The sequence below is a fragment of the Nocardiopsis ganjiahuensis DSM 45031 genome, assembly GCF_000341085.1.
GTDB lineage: Bacteria > Actinomycetota > Actinomycetes > Streptosporangiales > Streptosporangiaceae > Nocardiopsis > Nocardiopsis ganjiahuensis.
This window is the reverse complement of sequence record NZ_ANBA01000024.1, coordinates 1-15,317: the sequence shown is the minus strand read 5'-3', so window position 1 is coordinate 15,317 and position 15,317 is coordinate 1. Positions and strand designations below refer to the sequence as shown.

Genomic DNA, 15,317 nt, shown 5'->3' with positions numbered 1-15,317 from the left:
GCCGAAGGCTTCCGCGGCGCGGAATCGGGCACGGGAGATGAACGGGGTCGACCCGGGGGATGGCCAACTCAGGGAAGGCTAACCTAAGTGTATTTTGTCTGCATCGTGACGAGTATTACACAAAGGGAGGTTTCAAACACCGCGAGCAATGAACACTGAGGTCGGAGGCAGCCCTCCACCCTGTGTACGCCCGGTGCCCTCCGCTCACATTCGGGCTCGCAGCACGTCGGCCCCACAACCGGGCGAGGACGGATCGAAGCGGTGCTCGACCCTCCGGCGGACCGCCGGCAGACTTCGCGACGACCATCGGGCGCGAGTCACGTCGAGGCCGCTGTCGACGCCGTGACCGGTGACGACGCCGCCAAGGCGCTCCCCGCGTCCGAGCGCCGGGGCGAGGGGACCGAACAAGGCGTCGCCCTGGCACGCCTCGGACCGGCCGAGCACGACGGTGACCTGGCCGATCCCGGAGAACACGTGGGTGAACCGCGGATCGCCGTGCGTGAACACCGGTTTCCACAGCGCGGGCTCGCCGACGGACAGGTCTCAAGAGGGTGCAAGCGGGACGATCAGGTGCGCGCGGAAGGCGTCGAACAGGCACCCCCGAAGGCGAGGAGCCTGTTGATGTCGCATCCCACGAAGTTGCTGCTCGCTGTCGTGTTGGTGGTGGCCGGTGTGATCCGCCGGCGCTCTGCCTGTCGCGTCCACGGCTGGGGCGTTGTCGGACTGCGGGTCGGTGTCTATTCGGTCGGTTCGAGGACGACCACGGGGGTCTGCCGTGATCTCAGCCCGGCCAGCGCGTCGAGTTCTTCGGGGTTCTTGGAGAACTCCTGACCCCACCGCGCCCACAGCCGGTCCCGCTCCCCTCCCCCGGCCTCACGCGCCCGCACGGCACGTCTGCCGCCCACCAGGTCGATCTCGGCCTCGGGCCTGGCCTGCACGTTCAGCCACCACGCGGGTGGCGGGTCGCCCCAGCCGTTCATCGCGAGGAGCACCAGGTTCGGGCCGTCCTCGAAGTAGGCGAGGACGACCGCGCGTTCCCTGCCGGTGCGTCGGCCGACGGTGTGCAGGCGCAGCATGCCGTACCTGCCCGGCTTCGGTCGGGACAGGCCCGCGCGGGCGCCCGTGATCCGGCACAGTGCCCGGTGGGCTGTCCAGAAGGCGCGGATGAACCACCGGGGCGGGAGTCGTGCCGGAGGGTGTTCGGTCGTACCCATCGCGTGGCCGCCTTCGTTCGGGACACCCTTCGGGGCAGCCGTTGACGCAAACGCTACGCGAGTGGGGCCTTCCGCACCACGGGTCGTCCCGGACCCACTTGGTGCGGGGCCTCCGGAGACGGCAGGATGGGGGGTATGAACGACACCTCCCAGATCGACGACCAGACCGACCTCGGCCCGTTCTCGCCCGGGGACGAGGAGCGTTTCAAGACCAACGCGCTGCTCGCGCTGGTCGCCTTCGTCACCGTGACCGTGGTGGCAGTGGTGGCCTTCTTCTCGATGTAGTCAGCGGCTCACCAGGGTGACGGACCGCTGCCGAGGCGCGGTGCCGTCGCTTTCGCTGTGCTCTACCTCGGACCTGGCCCCGGATACCGGGAACCCGGGGTGTTCGACCAGGCCAGATGCGGCCTGGGTTCAAGTGCGGACGGAAGTCAGCAGGGCTGTCCACTCCAGGGAGGGGAAGGCCAAAGCACCGAGGTTCCGGTTCTGGGTGTCCCGGACGGCGGCACCGCACCGGCAGTCGGCCACCTCGACGCAGTCCTGTCCACGGGCGGAGCTGTACGAGGACTTCCGGAACTGGGCGACCTCCACGCAGTTGTTCGGATTGCTGTAGGAGGCGAGGTCTGCGGTGTGGAGACGCATCTCTGAGTCCTTTGTTGGGGATAGAGGTTCGGACTGACTCGTGCTCACTCCTGCCCACCTCCACGCCCCGGAAGCAAGGGACGACGTCTCGAGGTCTGACCGACTGCGGCCACGAGCAGCCCGGTGAGGTCTACTTCCCGGCCGGGGGGCACCGGAGTACAGTGTTCGCGGGATGAATACACGGAAGCCCCCACCCTCTGCGGGTGGGGGCTTCTATGTGCTGCTCTAAGCTTCGCGCCGAGCGGCACCGAGCAGCGCCTGCCATTCAGCAGAGGGAAACATCAAGGCCCCGTTCTCGCGATTCTGGGTGTCGCGAACCGCGGTGACTGCACCCTCCGCAACCTCGACGCACGCTGACTCGTTCGGGCTGTAGCTGGACTTGTGGAACTCGCGGGATGAATACACGGGTGCCTCTTCTAGTCAGTGATCATGCTCTTGAGCAAGTCGATGCTGGCGCTCTTCGACAAGGCGTCTGCAGTGACGTCGTCCAGCGCAAGGCGGTAGTCCGCTACCTGAGCTGGACCGGTCACGTAAGTGCCACGGCTCCGTGTTTCGAGGTAGACGATCGGTGGATCCCGCTCGTCGTCATACTCCAGCAGCACGGTCGAGCCATGGAGACACCCATGCAGACCAACGCTCATAGGTAGCACCAGCAGGCTTACGGTGTTCACATTGGTTGCCGTGTCCAGCAAATGGCGAAGCTGAGCCTGTGCCAGTTCAGGTGGCAGGGCGGCCAGGCGAAGGAGAACGGCTTCGTCGAGGACACATCGAAACTCCGGCGCATCCGAACGACCGAGTACACGTTCCTGTCGCTTGACACGAGCGGCGACGATGCGTTCAATCTCCTCTTCCGTACGGGCCAGAGAAGCCCGAGCGGATGCAGCGGCGTACTCGGGAGTTTGCAGCAGGCCTGGCACGACGATCGGCTGGAAAGCGGAGATGCGCCGTGCCCGAGCCTCCCAGCCGAGGAACCCATCAGTGAGGACATCCTCGTAGTCTCGCCACCATGGCCGAGCCTTGGCCTCCCAACGGAGCGCTTCCAGTGCCTCGCGTCGGGTGGCATCAGTGACTTCATAGAGGTCGAGAAGCGCACGAAGGCCCGACGTGTCCGGCACGGAATGGCGCCCACCCTCCATGTGGTTGAGACGCCCTGATGACCATCCGAGTGCGGCCCTGACCTCCTCGGTCGTCATCCCTTTGCCCTCGCGCAGACTACGCAGCTCCGCAGCCAGACGGCGCCGCTCGATGCTGGGCTGGTTCGGTGGTGCCACGGGGGCTTCTACCTTCTCTGGTTCGGGGTGCTTCGCTTTCTGGATCATAAAGCTCCTACGCAGATGCGGGCATTTCAGTCAGTCTGACAGTGCCCTATTGACGCGTCAGTCTGACACAGTCAATATGGTCGTGTATTCATTCCAGCTGGACCTCCCATCCGGCACCTGAGCACCAGGAGTCGCGCTATGCCGCGTTACCTGAACCTGTCCGAGCTGGCCTACGTGCGCCACCGAGCATCCGAACTCGTTCGCCGCCGTCGCCCCCGCAGGGCCGGGCGCGTACGCACCTACGCCACCGCTGCCCGAACCCCGATGGGCGCGCGCCCGCCGCGTTCGCCCCGCCCACCGCTGGTCCCCTCTCCCCGGAGGCCGCTGGACACCGCTCCCCTGGACGTGCTCCGCGCCGTCCTGGCCGGGCTGCACAAGCTGGGGGTGATGCTGTGAACGCCCTGCTGACGAAGCTGCCTGCGGTGACACTGCCGCTGATCGAGACCGTGCCTTCCAGGTCGCGGCACTACTTCGACCCCGACTCCGGGCGGGCCCCCTACCGGGTGCGGCACTACGAGTTCGCCTCCTCGGTCCACCTCATGCCGCTGGTGCGCGCCTTCCTGGACACCGCCGCCGCCCACCGGGGCCGCGACTACCGGTACCTGTTCACCCTGCTCGGCAACGAGCTGGCCGCCAACGCCCTGGCCCACACCCGCTCCGGCCTGCCGCTGGGCCACTACACCCTGACCTGCGAACGCCGCCGCGACGGGCTCCGCCTGACCTGCCAGGACCAGGGCGTGCCCGGTCCCTTCGACCCCGACCGGCCCCAGCACCTCAAGGTCGACTCTCGCGGCCTGAATCCCGAAGCCACCAGCGGGCGCGGCCTGGCCATGATCAACGCCCTGTCCGCTTCTTGGGGCGACAACGGCCTCACCCGCAGCCGCAGGGTCTGGTTCCACCTGCCCTACGACCAGACCCGCACCCTCTGGAACCGGCTCGGGGAGGAGCACTGATGGGTGAGGAACTGCCTGTTCCCGAACGGGTGCTGTGCGACCTGCTCTACCGGCACTGGTGCATGACCGTCGAGGGCTCCCCGCCCCACGAGAAGTACGTCGCCTACCGGCCCCTCAACTGGCAGGGCGAGGGCGACCCCTTCGAACGCATCACCGCGCCCACCCGCACCGAACTCCTACGCCGGCTCGCCCACCGCCACCTGGGCATCGCCAGGAGCACCTCCACCATTACCGGTCACACCCGTACCTGTGTGTTCACACCCGAGGAAGGATCGCCCCTCATGCCACGCAAGCCCGACCCCAACAGGCCGCTGACCCCCGAGGAGGAGAACGCCCACCGCCGCCAGGGCGAGCTCATCCGCCGGAGGATCGAGGAAGAGAAGCAGCGCGAACAGGAACAGGCCGCCAAGGAGGGCCGGTGAGCTCCCAGCCCGAACAGCCCTTGTCAGGCCTCACGGTTCAGGACATCGAAGGTCGGCCCGCGATGACCCAGCCCGAGGTCGCCGCGCTCTTCCGGGTCTCCTCCCACACCGTCAGCCGCTGGATCAGGAAAGGGGCCCTGAGCCCCTTCCGCACCCTGGGCGGACACAAGAGGTTCCACACCAGCGAGATCCTCGCCCTCGCTGGCCTGAACCACAACCGGTAACCGACACCCCTCGAACCCCGCGCGCCCACTGAGGTCCTCCCCCGAACCCCAGCGGGCGCGCGGCCCCTGATCTCCGCAGCGGCGCCAACCATCCCCGCCTGCGCGTAGCTCTCGCCGCCCCAGGCGACCAGGGCCTGCTGGTGCCTTCGGAGCGGCGCGGTTGAGTGATCGTCGGCAGCCTGGACCTGGCCGAAGAAGACGACTAGTCGTCGGCGATTCCGGTGAGGGTCTCCAGCAGACAGGAAACGGGATTGTCCAGTTCTCCGATGACCGCGTTGCCGACGGCCCACAGGACCGCCCACACCAGAAACACCGCGGCCACCGGCACCACCGGCGCGCACAGCAAGGTCAGCACCCACCGAAACGCTTCCATCCGTATCAGGAGCAGGCGGACCAGGGGTGCGACGGCGATGCCTCCGCCGACCATGATCGCCACACCGAACCACCCCGTGGTTTCCTCACCCGTCGGACAAAGCCGCAGACCAGCAGGAAGTCGACCATCTCGCCCGCGAGACCCCGGTGTCACACCCGTAGGACCTCGACCAGGCTGGCGAAGCTGGCCCGACCGTGGCCCGCCTCGATACCCTTCGCGGTCAGCGACCTGATGAGTTCGGGCAGAGCGGTGTCGATACCACGGGCCCGCGCGGCCTCGACGAGGTGGTCCATGAGCGGGGCGTCCAGTTCGAGCCAGTCCTGGTCTCCCGGGTAGCGGCGGTCGTCGACCTGGCTGGCGTAGCCGGTGATCACCTCCGCGACAGTGCCGGACAGCCAGCGCGTCAACAACGGCGACACGGACGTGGCCGAGACACCCGCTGTTCCGAGTAGGGCGGCTGTCTCCAGGAAGCCGAGCAGCGTGGACCAGGCGAAGTTGAGCATCGCTACGTCGTACAGCGCCGCGGCACCGGGGTCCGATCCCAGGTAGGTCGGGCTGCCCAGGCGCGCGAGCACCGCAGCGTGGCGGTCGAAGACCGGGCGTGATCCGCTGAGGACCAGCACTGTGTCCGGGTCTCCGACGTGCTCGGGGTGGGCCATCAGGGCACCGTCCAGGTAGTCGACGCCCCGCGCGCCAAGCCAGGCTGCCACCTGCTCGGCCTGATCTCCCGTCCCCGAGGTCAGGTTGACCACGTCCACTGAGGAGACATGCGGTTCGGCCGTTTCGAGCACGCGGTGGACGTGGTCGTAGTCGTCTCCGCACAGCACGGCCAGAGGCGAAGCGGTGAACGCCTCCGCTGCTGATCCGGCCCGGGAGACCCCCTCGATGTGCGGCGCCTCGGACCGGTGGCCGGCCCCGTCCCAGACGGTGACGCGGGTGTGCACCGCCAGTGCTCGGGCCAGCGCGGCGCCTCGTGCGTTCAGTCCGACGATCGTCACGGGATTGTTCACGCCGTGGGTCATGGTCTCCTCCGGTCTCCGCGGAACCCGACCGATGTGTCGGTCGCCGCGTGATTAAGCTAGACCTTCACACGTATGTGAGAGTCAAGTGGAGGCGACCATCCGTATCGGAGAGCTGGCGCGAAGGACCGGTGTCAGTCAACGTCTTCTGCGCTACTACGAGGAGCGAGGACTGCTTCAACCGGAGCGGCGGCCCAGCGGATACCGCGCCTACGACGGCGTTGACGTGGAACGGGTGCGACGCATCCGCATCCTGCTCACCGCAGGGCTCAGCACCAGCACCATCCGCACCGTGCTACCGTGCACGGTCGACACAGGTGAAGGCCTGGCGGCGGCTTGTCCGGACCTCCTGGCGGATCTGCGTCGAGAACGCACCCGGATCATCAGGTCCATCACCGAGCTGGACGACGCCCGGGCCGTTCTCGACGCCATGATCGCGGCCACCCCGCGCTGACCTCGGTTAGTCGCCGCCGAACCCTGCGGGGTGGGGTATGCGGGTCTCGTCAACGAGCGCACACATCTGGTCGGGGCGCCGTCGGGCCTGTTCGTAGCTCCTGGCCAGAGCCCACCCACGCGCAGAGCCCCACCGGGTGTTGAGTCGTTCCTGGGGCGGGTGCCACAGGTCCGCTCGGCCGCGCCAGCACGACCCGGCCAGGGTGGTCAGGGCGTGCGTCCACGACTCGTTCTCCTGGCCCCACCCCACGAACCGCGGGTCCAGAGGCACCCACGCGTAGGTGGCGCTGGGCAGGATGGTGATGCCCCCGCCCGCGTAGCCGACGCAAGCGGGCCGGTCCAGGTGGCGGTGGGCGGACTCCCCGACCGTGCCCTGAAGTGGGGCGCCGGTGAGAACACGAGCGGTCTACTGTGCGATGAGCCGGTTGACGTGCCAGTGCGGGACCGCCCACGACACCCCACCCCGAACGGCGGTCTATCCCCATGTGCTTGGGGCTCTCATGCCCTCCCGGCTGTCCGGGCTTCGGGGTTTCGCTCCACCCCTACGTGCGCGGGGAGCACAACTGGTTCACCTTCGCAACGCGGAGCGGCCCGCCCGGGCCCGGCTGCCCGGCACATCTCGGCCCGTGGTCGGGACCCGGAGGTCTGCCCGCAGCAGAAAGGACGTCCGCGCCCGGCAGAGCTCCCTTACGGTTGGCGGCATAACCCCGAAAGCCACAGGAGTCTGTATGGACGCGATCACCGGTACAGCCGCAGGCGTGCCGTTCACAGCCCTCCCGCCGTCCGGGACGGGCAACGACCCTGCGCCGTTGATCGTGACCTGGCACATGCTGGACGCGCCCCGCACGGACGCAGCCTTCGCAGCGGCACTGCCCATGGCCGGTGTTCCTTCCTGGCGGGTCCACCTGGGTATGCCGCTGTGTGGTCCGCGTATGGTCGAGGGCCGTCTCGACAGACACGTCGAACTCGCTCGCGAAGACATCCTGTTGGCGTACCTCGCTCCGATGGTCCACCAGGCCGTCGAGGAGTTCCCGGCCGCGCTGGCCGAGCTGCACCGTCAGCTACCGGTCGACGACCAGCCGATCAGCATCCTCGGTGCATCGCTTGGCGGGGCGGTGGCCCTGCAAGTGTTCACAGCCCCGCCGACACCGATCAGGGCGGTCGCGCTCGTCAATCCAGCTGTGCGGGTGAGCGCGGCCGTCGAACTTCTCGCGGCCGGGCTCGGCCAGCCCTACGGTTGGACCGCCGAATCCCGCAGGGCGGCCGACGATCTCGACTTCGTCGGCCGCGCCGGGGAGCTGAGTGGAGAGCCGCCGCTGCTGCTGGTCAGCGGCGAGCGCGACCACCCGGCGTTGCGCGAAGACGCATTTTCCCTGGTCAAGACACTTCGCGGGCAGTACACGCGTCCGGATGAGATCGAGCTGACGACGGTGCCGGGCTTGGCCCACTCGCTGGCCGATGAGCCTGGGTTGGAACCAGCTCCCCAGTTGCCCGCGACGGCGGCGGTCGACGGGGTTCTCACCCAGTGGTTCGTCCGGCAGTTCGCGACGCGGTGAGCAGCGGTAGGTAAGCATTCTCAGGGCCGGTGGTGCCCCTGTCTTCAGGCACGTTGATGCTGTGCAAACGGGAGCCTGCCCGCGTGAAGCACGGGCAGGCTCTGACCAGGGCAGAGAAAATCGTCACCGCTATGCGCCGGTGCCGCACTGGTCTACGGTGCGCCCGTGGCGTAGGGCTGCTCCGGTTCTACGCGGTGATCCAGAACGGATCCTGCCCACCTCGTCCGTTCATCCTGGGGAACCCCCGCTGAGAAATAGCCAGGAAGGCCCGAAGCTCCCGGCGGTCGACGACGGCTCCGGGGGCGGGCCTGGGTCCATCCGTGCGTGGGGCTCACTTCCGGGGTGTCCACCCACAGCTGGGTGCCACCGGTCCATCCCCACGTGCGTGGGGCTCACTGGCGGAGCTGGGCCACGCGGTTCCAGTCGTCCGGTCCATCCCCACGTGCGTGGGGCTCACGGGGGCACGTCGATGCGCCGCTCTGACCCGTCCGGTCCATCCCCACGTGCGTGGGGCTCACAGGATCTGGCGTTCTACCGCGTGCTCGCCGGCCGGTCCATCCCCACGTGCGTGGGGCTCACACTCCTCGGGAGCGGTTGGACAGCTCCACGATCGGTCCATCCCCACGTGCGTGGGGCTCACACTCACTGGACCCTGACCCACCACGACGCCCCCGGTCCATCCCCACGTGCGTGGGGCTCACCCATCCTCGGCATCATCGCCCTGGCCGAGGGACGGTCCATCCCCACGTGCGTGGGGCTCACCAGGTCAGACGCCGTTTCGCGCCCCGGTGCCCCGGTCCATCCCCACGTGCGTGGGGCTCACCGGGCGGCCCGCTCCTCTCGGCGGTCCAGCTCCGGTCCATCCCCACGTGCGTGGGGCTCACCGCGGCACACGCCCCTGCCGCTCAACCTGCTGCGGTCCATCCCCACGTGCGTGGGGCTCACAGGACCGCGTCGGGGTGGGCCCGGATGATCCGCGGTCCATCCCCACGTGCGTGGGGCTCACGACATCGACGTCACCGGCGGCACCCGCGCCGACTGGTCCATCCCCACGTGCGTGGGGCTCACTGCGGGCGAGTACCCTCCTCGATCCACAGCGCCGGTCCATCCCCACGTGCGTGGGGCTCACACCGGGTGAGCAGCACCGGGCCAGAACAGCGCCGGTCCATCCCCACGTGCGTGGGGCTCACGCGCGTCGGATCGTCGGCGCGCGGCGCCAGGTCGGTCCATCCCCACGTGCGTGGGGCTCACGTGCTGCCGGCTCCCTTGGTGGCCCACCCGCCCGGTCCATCCCCACGTGCGTGGGGCTCACCGGTGTCCGGAGAATGGCCTCGGACGTAGATGCGGTCCATCCCCACGTGCGTGGGGCTCACAGGCGACTCGGATAAAGAATGGCAGAGCCATTCGGTCCATCCCCACGTGCGTGGGGCTCACGCGCCACCGAGGGGCACCAGCTCGGTGCTGTACGGTCCATCCCCACGTGCGTGGGGCTCACGTGGTCGCACCGCCGTACCCGGCGATGATGAGCGGTCCATCCCCACGTGCGTGGGGCTCACACGAACAGGATCAGCGCGGGGATCCTGCCGAACGGTCCATCCCCACGTGCGTGGGGCTCACTGCTGCCAATCCTCAGACCACGCGAACAGCCGCGGTCCATCCCCACGTGCGTGGGGCTCACCGCTCCCCCGGGGAGACCTCTCCGTATGCCAGCGGTCCATCCCCACGTGCGTGGGGCTCACACGGGGAAACGTCGTGTCGGGGGGAGCCGTTTCGGTCCATCCCCACGTGCGTGGGGCTCACCTGCTCCAGCGCCGCCATCGACTCGCGCACGGCGGTCCATCCCCACGTGCGTGGGGCTCACCGGTGCTCCCCTGCCGGGTCGTGATGATCAGCGGTCCATCCCCACGTGCGTGGGGCTCACAGTTAATGACCTGCGAAAACGCAAGGCGTTATCTCCGAGAGACCTACTCGGCAGTAGGGAGCTGATTCAACGCCCCCCAATCCACGACCCGCCCCGCACCCAAACCTCAGAGCGTCAGCTTCGTCTTACATACTCCACCACAGCAAACGACCTCACGGTCGCCTGAACGAATCCCCGTATGAGAACCTCACGCTCGTGGCTACTGAAATCGAGGTCGGAAAGCTGCTGCACCAACGAGGCTGGCGGACGGCGTTCACGGTTTCCGACAGGGTGACCGCGTGGGCTGCTCTCGTCTCCGCGATCGAGCTCGGCTATGACGACGACATCTACGAATACACCAACGATCTCTACTCCCGGACCTGGTTGCACGAGGCATGGCTCTTGTTGGACGAACACATCGTCCAGATCTGGACCCCACAGATCAAAGCTCTGGACAACCGCTACAAGGCCGCGACCGTCGACGACGAGGGCACGGCACTCGATCAGTTCCACAGGCTGCCCGGCCCCGACCTGTGGTGGTGGCGGCGACACCCCCGCATCCTCGTCGGAGACTTGGGACGCTCACTTCGCTCAGCCGGGGCCGTCGGTACGGCCCCGGAGACGATGTGAATTCCTCTCTCCTCACCGCGGAACAAGTGTTGGGCAGCATGCCCGCGAATCAAAGTCCACGAGCTCACACGTGTCCGTACAGACGCTCACGTCGGCTCTGTCCCCTGCTCTACCTGATCTCGCGGTTCGTCCACCGCCTGCTGCACGGCCCCGACCGGCGCCTGCGCAAGGCATTCTTCGGTCATGGTGGAGCCCGTTCGCGCACCATGACCCCGGAAGGATGAGACCAGGGCCACCAGGCCGATGCCCGTGGGTTGGGCGCCCACGAAGCCCTCCCAGACACCGAGCACGGGGTCTGCCGCCATACGTGCCCCGTGAGACCGACGGTGAGCTCGATCGGCGTCTGGCCGCAGCCGCGGCCTCACCGCGCGGCGGGATAGTGCTGGTAGCTGGCGCCTCGACCGCAGGCAGAACCCGAGCGTCGGCCGACGGGCTGGGGCGCACCCTGCCGGAGCGTAGGCCGACGGCCCCGCCCGAGGACGCCGACCCACGCTCCACGGCCCAAGACCGGAGTTCACCGTGCCGTCCGACCCTCGACCAGCGGACACGGGATCAATCCATGAGGCGGTCGAAGATCGCTCGGACGTCCGCGTCCGAATAGTCGGAGTCGTATTCGTCCGGCACGATATCGAGGTAGGGGCTGGAGCCGTATTCGAGCACTCCGGGACACGGGTCGCCGACCTCCGCACTGTAGTCCGCCACCAGCTCACCGGACCTCAGCTCGTACGCCTCGACGGTGAACTCACTGGCATAGAAATCGACCTCCACGAACCCTCGCGGCTCCAGTTGGCTCTCCCCCGGCTCGTAGGCACAGGTCTGCTGGAGGCTGCCCCGTTCGGGGCCTTCGGCACAGACCACCAGGACCGTCTCGTCAGTAGTCTCGGCCTGCCAGGAACCCGGAAAGTCGTACTCGTCGGGGTCGATCCCGACCGTCCACATCGCGTGCGGACCGCCACCCTCGTAAGCCGGCGCACCAGGATAGGCAGCCGGATACTCGCAGTACCCTCCGTCGGAGAGCAGGCTCTCGGCGGCCTTCGTCGCCAAGGCGTGTTCGGGGTGGACCGTCAGGAATTCCTGGTAGGCCGCATACGCCGCTTCCACGCTGGTACTGCCGAGTTCATCCGCGCAGCCGAACATCCGTATCGGCACCTGATCGGCCTCTGGCGCTACCATTTCGGTCAGCTCCGGCTCCTCCCAGGTCTGCGCGAACAGCCAGGTGTCGATCTCCTTGGTCCGGCAGGGCGGGGCTTCGACGAGAGCGGCGAGGAACGACTCCACGACCTCTCCCACTCTTTCGCTCTGGCCGGGCGTGCTCTGGAGCGTTACGGACAGCTGCGCGAATGCGTCCTCCATCGTGGCCAGTGCCGGATCGTCGTCTTCCAGAACCTCATCGTTGCTGTCCATGACCGCTTCGAGCAGAAGTCCGGCTCGTTCCGGTCCGGCGCCGTCCCAGAGGGAACCGGGGTGGTCCAGATAGGCTTCGAGCTTCTCGGCCGCCGCGGGCCGACCCAACGTGTCGAGGGCGTCGATCAGCAGTTCGCAGGCCTCGCGCTCCTCTTCGCCTCGCGAGGCCACCGAGCTGTGGACGACGCCGTGGGCCGCACCGAGCCATCGCAACGAGGCCACAGCGCGATCGCAGTCGCCGTCGGCGTGAGCGACCTCGGCGTCGCGCGTGATCGCCCAGGAGTCGAAGCGGACCCAGGCAAGCAGGACGAGTATCAGGCAGGCGGCGGCGAGGACGCGCTTGCGCCATACCGAGTTCTCCACACCCCGAAGGACCGGATCCTTCTGGGGCGCCGACCACCAGGTATGGGCTACCACTGCCGCCCACCAGACCGGAAGCAGCACCCTCCACACCAGAACGTACGGATAGACGGCGATGAGCGCCAGCAGACCGATCGATCCGAGCAGCGACGCGATCGCCAAAACCGGCCGGCGCATCAGCATGTAGCCGATACCGAGCAGGGTGGCGTTGCCGATCACCGTCAGGAGTCGGTCGGGTGTGTGCTCCGTGGAGGGCTCGGCCTGCGGCGGGGGTAGGGGGTCTTCGTGGTCCAACGCGAGTCTCCGCTCGTGTCGAGGGGGTGATCGTCGAAACGAACCTATCGACGAGACGGAAGCTCGTTCATCCCAAACCCTGTGGAGTCCAGCGAAGGTTCGCGGCGGTCCGCATCCCCCGGTCGAGGTACTGCTGGGCGGGGGCGGGGCCGAACAAGCGCGGGCTTCCACGATCGCCTTCCAGGCTCTCGCCACCCTCATTCACCGATCGCGGTCGGTTACGGCTGGTGCCGGGGGATCTCGGTCCCCTTGGGCAGGTACTCACGCATCAGCCGGTGGGGGCACTTCCTCACCCCAAGAGCCAGAGAAGATGAGTGAGGGGAGGCGATCCCAGCACACAACGCTGTCTGCCCCACACCCGGCACGAAACAGGTGCCGTCAGACTCTCCCGTCCCGGAAGACGTCATCCAGGAGCGGAGATCATGGGCCTGCCTTCTCAGATGCTCCGGCTTCTTGATCTTTCGCCAACCCGGAGAGCACACCGAACAGCACAGCTGAGACCAAGACGAAGACCGCAACCGCCCCGATTCCGAGTCCAATCAGGACATCAGGACTGATTCCTGTTCCAAAAACACCATCGGCCAGGAGCAGGATGAGTACCACTACCGGAAATCCCGCTCCTACGAGGTAGAGAACTCCAGCCGCGGACGCTTTTTTCCTTCTCGGGGACATTTTCCTCGATTCAGGGGAACCGGGGCGCGGTACACGATCAAGGATGGGGTACCGCACCCCGGGGAGGTCAACAGGACAAAATTACTCCGGCTAGGGAGAGCCCGATCGCCATGACATCGAGCCCTGCCAAAGCCCCGGTCCCCACAGCAGCTGCCGTGGCTACAGGCATTCCGTAAGCGAAGATCAACCCGAACCCGATCACAGCGGCAAGCGCCGTAACAGTTAGGGCCGCGACCGACACGACACAAGCGGCGGAGGCCAAGCCACTCGAGTCAGTGTTATTGATCGGGTCACACGCCGCGTAGGTGTGGTTGTTCAACTCCTGCCGGGAGGGGTCCGGCTGGGTGAACCCCAGCGTGAAGGTGTCCAAGAAGCGGTGGGACAGGTGCACGGTCCCGTCCTGGAACTGGTAGGCGCCGGTGTAACCGAACGGGTTCAGCTCCCCCGCCCGGGTCCCGTCCAGGGTGTCACTGTTCTGTTCACCGTAGGGGCTGTACTCATACACCGCGTCTGGGGCATCGGCTTCAGAACCCTCGGCGGTCAGGGCCAGGACGGTGTTCTGGTGGTCCAGGGTGTAGTGGAAGCGCTCGTCGCCGTCCCAGGCCACCATCGAGATCAGCTGGCCGTTGGGGTCGCGGACGAAGCTGGTGCGCTCCCCGTTTGAGGCGATGTTGGTGACGCCCAGGGCGGTGTTGGACAGCTGGCGCTCGAGGCGGTCGCCGTCGTGGACGTCGGTGACGCCGCGCATCTGGGTCTGGTCGGTGGTGTCATAGCTCAGGCTGGTGGCCAGGTTCCCGTCGCCGTCGTCGATGCGGGTGTTCTGGTTGGTGACGCTGTAGTCCAGCACGTACTCGCCGCGGCCGGTCATGTTCCCGGCCTCATCGTGGGCCACGTCCTCACCGCGCGCTCGGGTGGGCTGGTCGGCGTCGTTGTAGGTGAACTCCTCCTCCCCCGCTTGCAGGAGGTTGCCGGCGTCGTCGTAGGTGTAGTCGATCTGGCCGTTGCTGGTCAGGCGCTGCAGGCCGTCGTAGGAGAAGTTCTCCTCCTCGCCGTTGACGGTGCGCGACTGCAGTTGGGTGCTGTCCTCGCCCTCGGCGGTGTCCCAGGTGTAGGAAGCCTCCACCAGCATCTGGTCGGCGGCGCCGGTGGTGGTGATGTCCGTCAACCGCCCCGAGGCGTCATAGCCGCGGCTCTCCTCGGCCCCGTCCGGGTGGGTGATGGTGGTGCGTTGGTTGTTGGCGTCGTAGTCGAAGGTGGTCTCGGCTCCGGTGTGGTCGACCAGGGAAGTGAGGCGGAACGCGGCGTCGTAACCGTACTCGGTCTTTTGGCCGTGTTCGGTGACGGCGGTGACGTTGCCGACCGCGTCGTGGGTGTAGCTGGTGGTTTCCGTACCGGCGGAGTCGGTGCGCTCGGACTCGGTCAAATCGCCGCGACCGTTGTAGGACCAGGTGGTGGTGGCCTGGTCGATGTGCGTGGCGACCTGGCGGCCGTTGCCGTCGTACTCCACGCTCTGGAGCACATCGCCCTCATGGGAGATGGACACGATCCGGTCCAGGCGGTCGTAGCCGTAGTCCAGCCTGGTGCCGTTGCCGTCGGTCACCGAGGTCACCCGCGACAGCGAGTCGTAGCCGAACGAGGTCGCCCCGATCGGGCCCGGCTCGGCCATCTCGGTCAGGTTCCCCGAACTGTCGTAGGAGAACTCGGTGGTGTTGCCGTTGGCGTCCGTCGTGGAGGAGACGAGCCCTTGGCCGGTGTAGTCGATGTCGGAGACGGTGATGTCCATGTCCTCCTGGACCGCGCGGATCAGGTTCCCCGCACTGTCGTAGGACATCTCCAGAGTGTCCCCGTCAGGGGTGGTGACGCTGGTGGGTTTGGCCGGATT

General features: G+C 67.5%; 17 protein-coding genes and 1 CRISPR repeat array. Of the genes, 8 read left to right on the top strand and 9 right to left on the bottom strand.

The window, feature by feature from the left end:
- Positions 1-204: 204 nt before the first annotated feature.
- Both D458_RS34430 and D458_RS0127770 read right to left on the bottom strand, forming a co-directional pair.
- The gene (locus tag D458_RS34430; RefSeq protein ID WP_017589991.1) at positions 205-507 is read right to left on the bottom strand and encodes a hypothetical protein; all 303 of its coding nucleotides are present in this window, start codon (positions 505-507) and stop codon (positions 205-207) included.
- Between the two features lie 230 nt (positions 508-737).
- Positions 738-1,214, bottom strand: a complete 477-nt coding sequence (locus D458_RS0127770) for a nitroreductase/quinone reductase family protein (RefSeq protein ID WP_017589990.1) — start codon at positions 1,212-1,214, stop codon at positions 738-740.
- A 135-nt stretch (positions 1,215-1,349) separates the two neighbouring features.
- On the opposite strand from D458_RS0127770, the gene D458_RS37100 reads away from it, so the two are divergent.
- Positions 1,350-1,499, top strand: coding sequence for a hypothetical protein (locus D458_RS37100; RefSeq protein ID WP_017589989.1), 150 nt, complete (start codon positions 1,350-1,352; stop codon positions 1,497-1,499).
- Positions 1,500-1,628: 129 nt separating this feature from the next.
- Here the strand turns inward: D458_RS37100 and D458_RS0127760 are convergent, their stop codons facing one another.
- The 3 genes from D458_RS0127760 to D458_RS34425 form a co-directional block, all read right to left on the bottom strand.
- Complete coding sequence (locus D458_RS0127760; protein WP_017589988.1) at positions 1,629-1,856, bottom strand: DUF397 domain-containing protein; 228 nt, start codon at positions 1,854-1,856, stop codon at positions 1,629-1,631.
- Positions 1,857-2,081: 225 nt separating this feature from the next.
- Positions 2,082-2,261: a DUF397 domain-containing protein gene (locus D458_RS35865; protein ID WP_083936449.1), complete on the bottom strand. Its 180-nt coding sequence runs from the start codon at positions 2,259-2,261 to the stop codon at positions 2,082-2,084.
- 11 nt (positions 2,262-2,272) lie between these two features.
- Positions 2,273-3,175: a helix-turn-helix domain-containing protein gene (locus tag D458_RS34425; protein ID WP_083936448.1), complete on the bottom strand. Its 903-nt coding sequence runs from the start codon at positions 3,173-3,175 to the stop codon at positions 2,273-2,275.
- A gap of 138 nt (positions 3,176-3,313) precedes the next feature.
- Between D458_RS34425 and D458_RS0127745 the strand changes: the two genes are divergently transcribed.
- Genes D458_RS0127745 through D458_RS34415 form a run of 4 tightly spaced genes read left to right on the top strand, consistent with a single transcriptional unit; the run spans position 3,314 to position 4,774 of the window.
- Complete coding sequence (locus D458_RS0127745) at positions 3,314-3,571, top strand: hypothetical protein (protein ID WP_017589985.1); 258 nt, start codon at positions 3,314-3,316, stop codon at positions 3,569-3,571.
- On the top strand, positions 3,568-4,128 hold the full coding sequence (locus D458_RS0127740) for an ATP-binding protein (protein ID WP_017589984.1): 561 nt from the start codon (positions 3,568-3,570) through the stop codon (positions 4,126-4,128). Before D458_RS0127745 ends, D458_RS0127740 begins: the two co-directional genes overlap by 4 nt.
- Positions 4,128-4,550, top strand: coding sequence for a hypothetical protein (locus D458_RS38220; protein WP_017589983.1), 423 nt, complete (start codon positions 4,128-4,130; stop codon positions 4,548-4,550). The genes D458_RS0127740 and D458_RS38220 overlap by 1 nt, the downstream gene beginning before the upstream one ends.
- Positions 4,547-4,774 (top strand): helix-turn-helix domain-containing protein, encoded by a 228-nt coding sequence (locus D458_RS34415; protein ID WP_017589982.1) that lies wholly within the window; start codon positions 4,547-4,549, stop codon positions 4,772-4,774. Before D458_RS38220 ends, D458_RS34415 begins: the two co-directional genes overlap by 4 nt.
- Positions 4,775-4,976: 202 nt before the next feature.
- Here D458_RS34415 and D458_RS0127725 read toward each other — a convergent pair whose 3' ends face one another.
- Positions 4,977-5,210, bottom strand: coding sequence for a hypothetical protein (locus D458_RS0127725; RefSeq protein WP_017589981.1), 234 nt, complete (start codon positions 5,208-5,210; stop codon positions 4,977-4,979).
- An 86-nt stretch (positions 5,211-5,296) separates the two neighbouring features.
- Positions 5,297-6,169 (bottom strand): NAD(P)-dependent oxidoreductase, encoded by an 873-nt coding sequence (locus D458_RS0127720; RefSeq protein ID WP_017589980.1) that lies wholly within the window; start codon positions 6,167-6,169, stop codon positions 5,297-5,299.
- A gap of 85 nt (positions 6,170-6,254) precedes the next feature.
- Here D458_RS0127720 and D458_RS0127715 point away from each other — a divergent pair, with 85 nt between their 5' ends.
- The 3 genes from D458_RS0127715 (at position 6,255) to D458_RS0127705 (ending at position 10,705) form a co-directional block, all read left to right on the top strand.
- Positions 6,255-6,620, top strand: coding sequence for a MerR family transcriptional regulator (locus D458_RS0127715; protein ID WP_017589979.1), 366 nt, complete (start codon positions 6,255-6,257; stop codon positions 6,618-6,620).
- Positions 6,621-7,347: 727 nt separating this feature from the next.
- Entirely contained in the window at positions 7,348-8,175 is an 828-nt protein-coding gene (locus D458_RS0127710; RefSeq protein WP_017589978.1) for an alpha/beta hydrolase family protein, read from the top strand.
- Positions 8,176-8,542: 367 nt separating this feature from the next.
- A CRISPR array of direct repeats spans positions 8,543-10,096; the repeat unit is 29 nt; unit sequence CGGTCCATCCCCACGTGCGTGGGGCTCAC.
- A 195-nt stretch (positions 10,097-10,291) separates the two neighbouring features.
- On the top strand, positions 10,292-10,705 hold the full coding sequence (locus tag D458_RS0127705; RefSeq protein ID WP_017589977.1) for a hypothetical protein: 414 nt from the start codon (positions 10,292-10,294) through the stop codon (positions 10,703-10,705).
- 552 nt (positions 10,706-11,257) lie between these two features.
- Here the strand turns inward: D458_RS0127705 and D458_RS0127695 are convergent.
- Both D458_RS0127695 and D458_RS34410 read right to left on the bottom strand, forming a co-directional pair.
- Positions 11,258-12,688 (bottom strand): hypothetical protein, encoded by a 1,431-nt coding sequence (locus D458_RS0127695; RefSeq protein WP_152521269.1) that lies wholly within the window; start codon positions 12,686-12,688, stop codon positions 11,258-11,260.
- A gap of 814 nt (positions 12,689-13,502) precedes the next feature.
- Positions 13,503-15,317: RHS repeat-associated core domain-containing protein (locus tag D458_RS34410; protein ID WP_017589974.1), on the bottom strand; the 1,815-nt coding region annotated here is incomplete at its 5' end.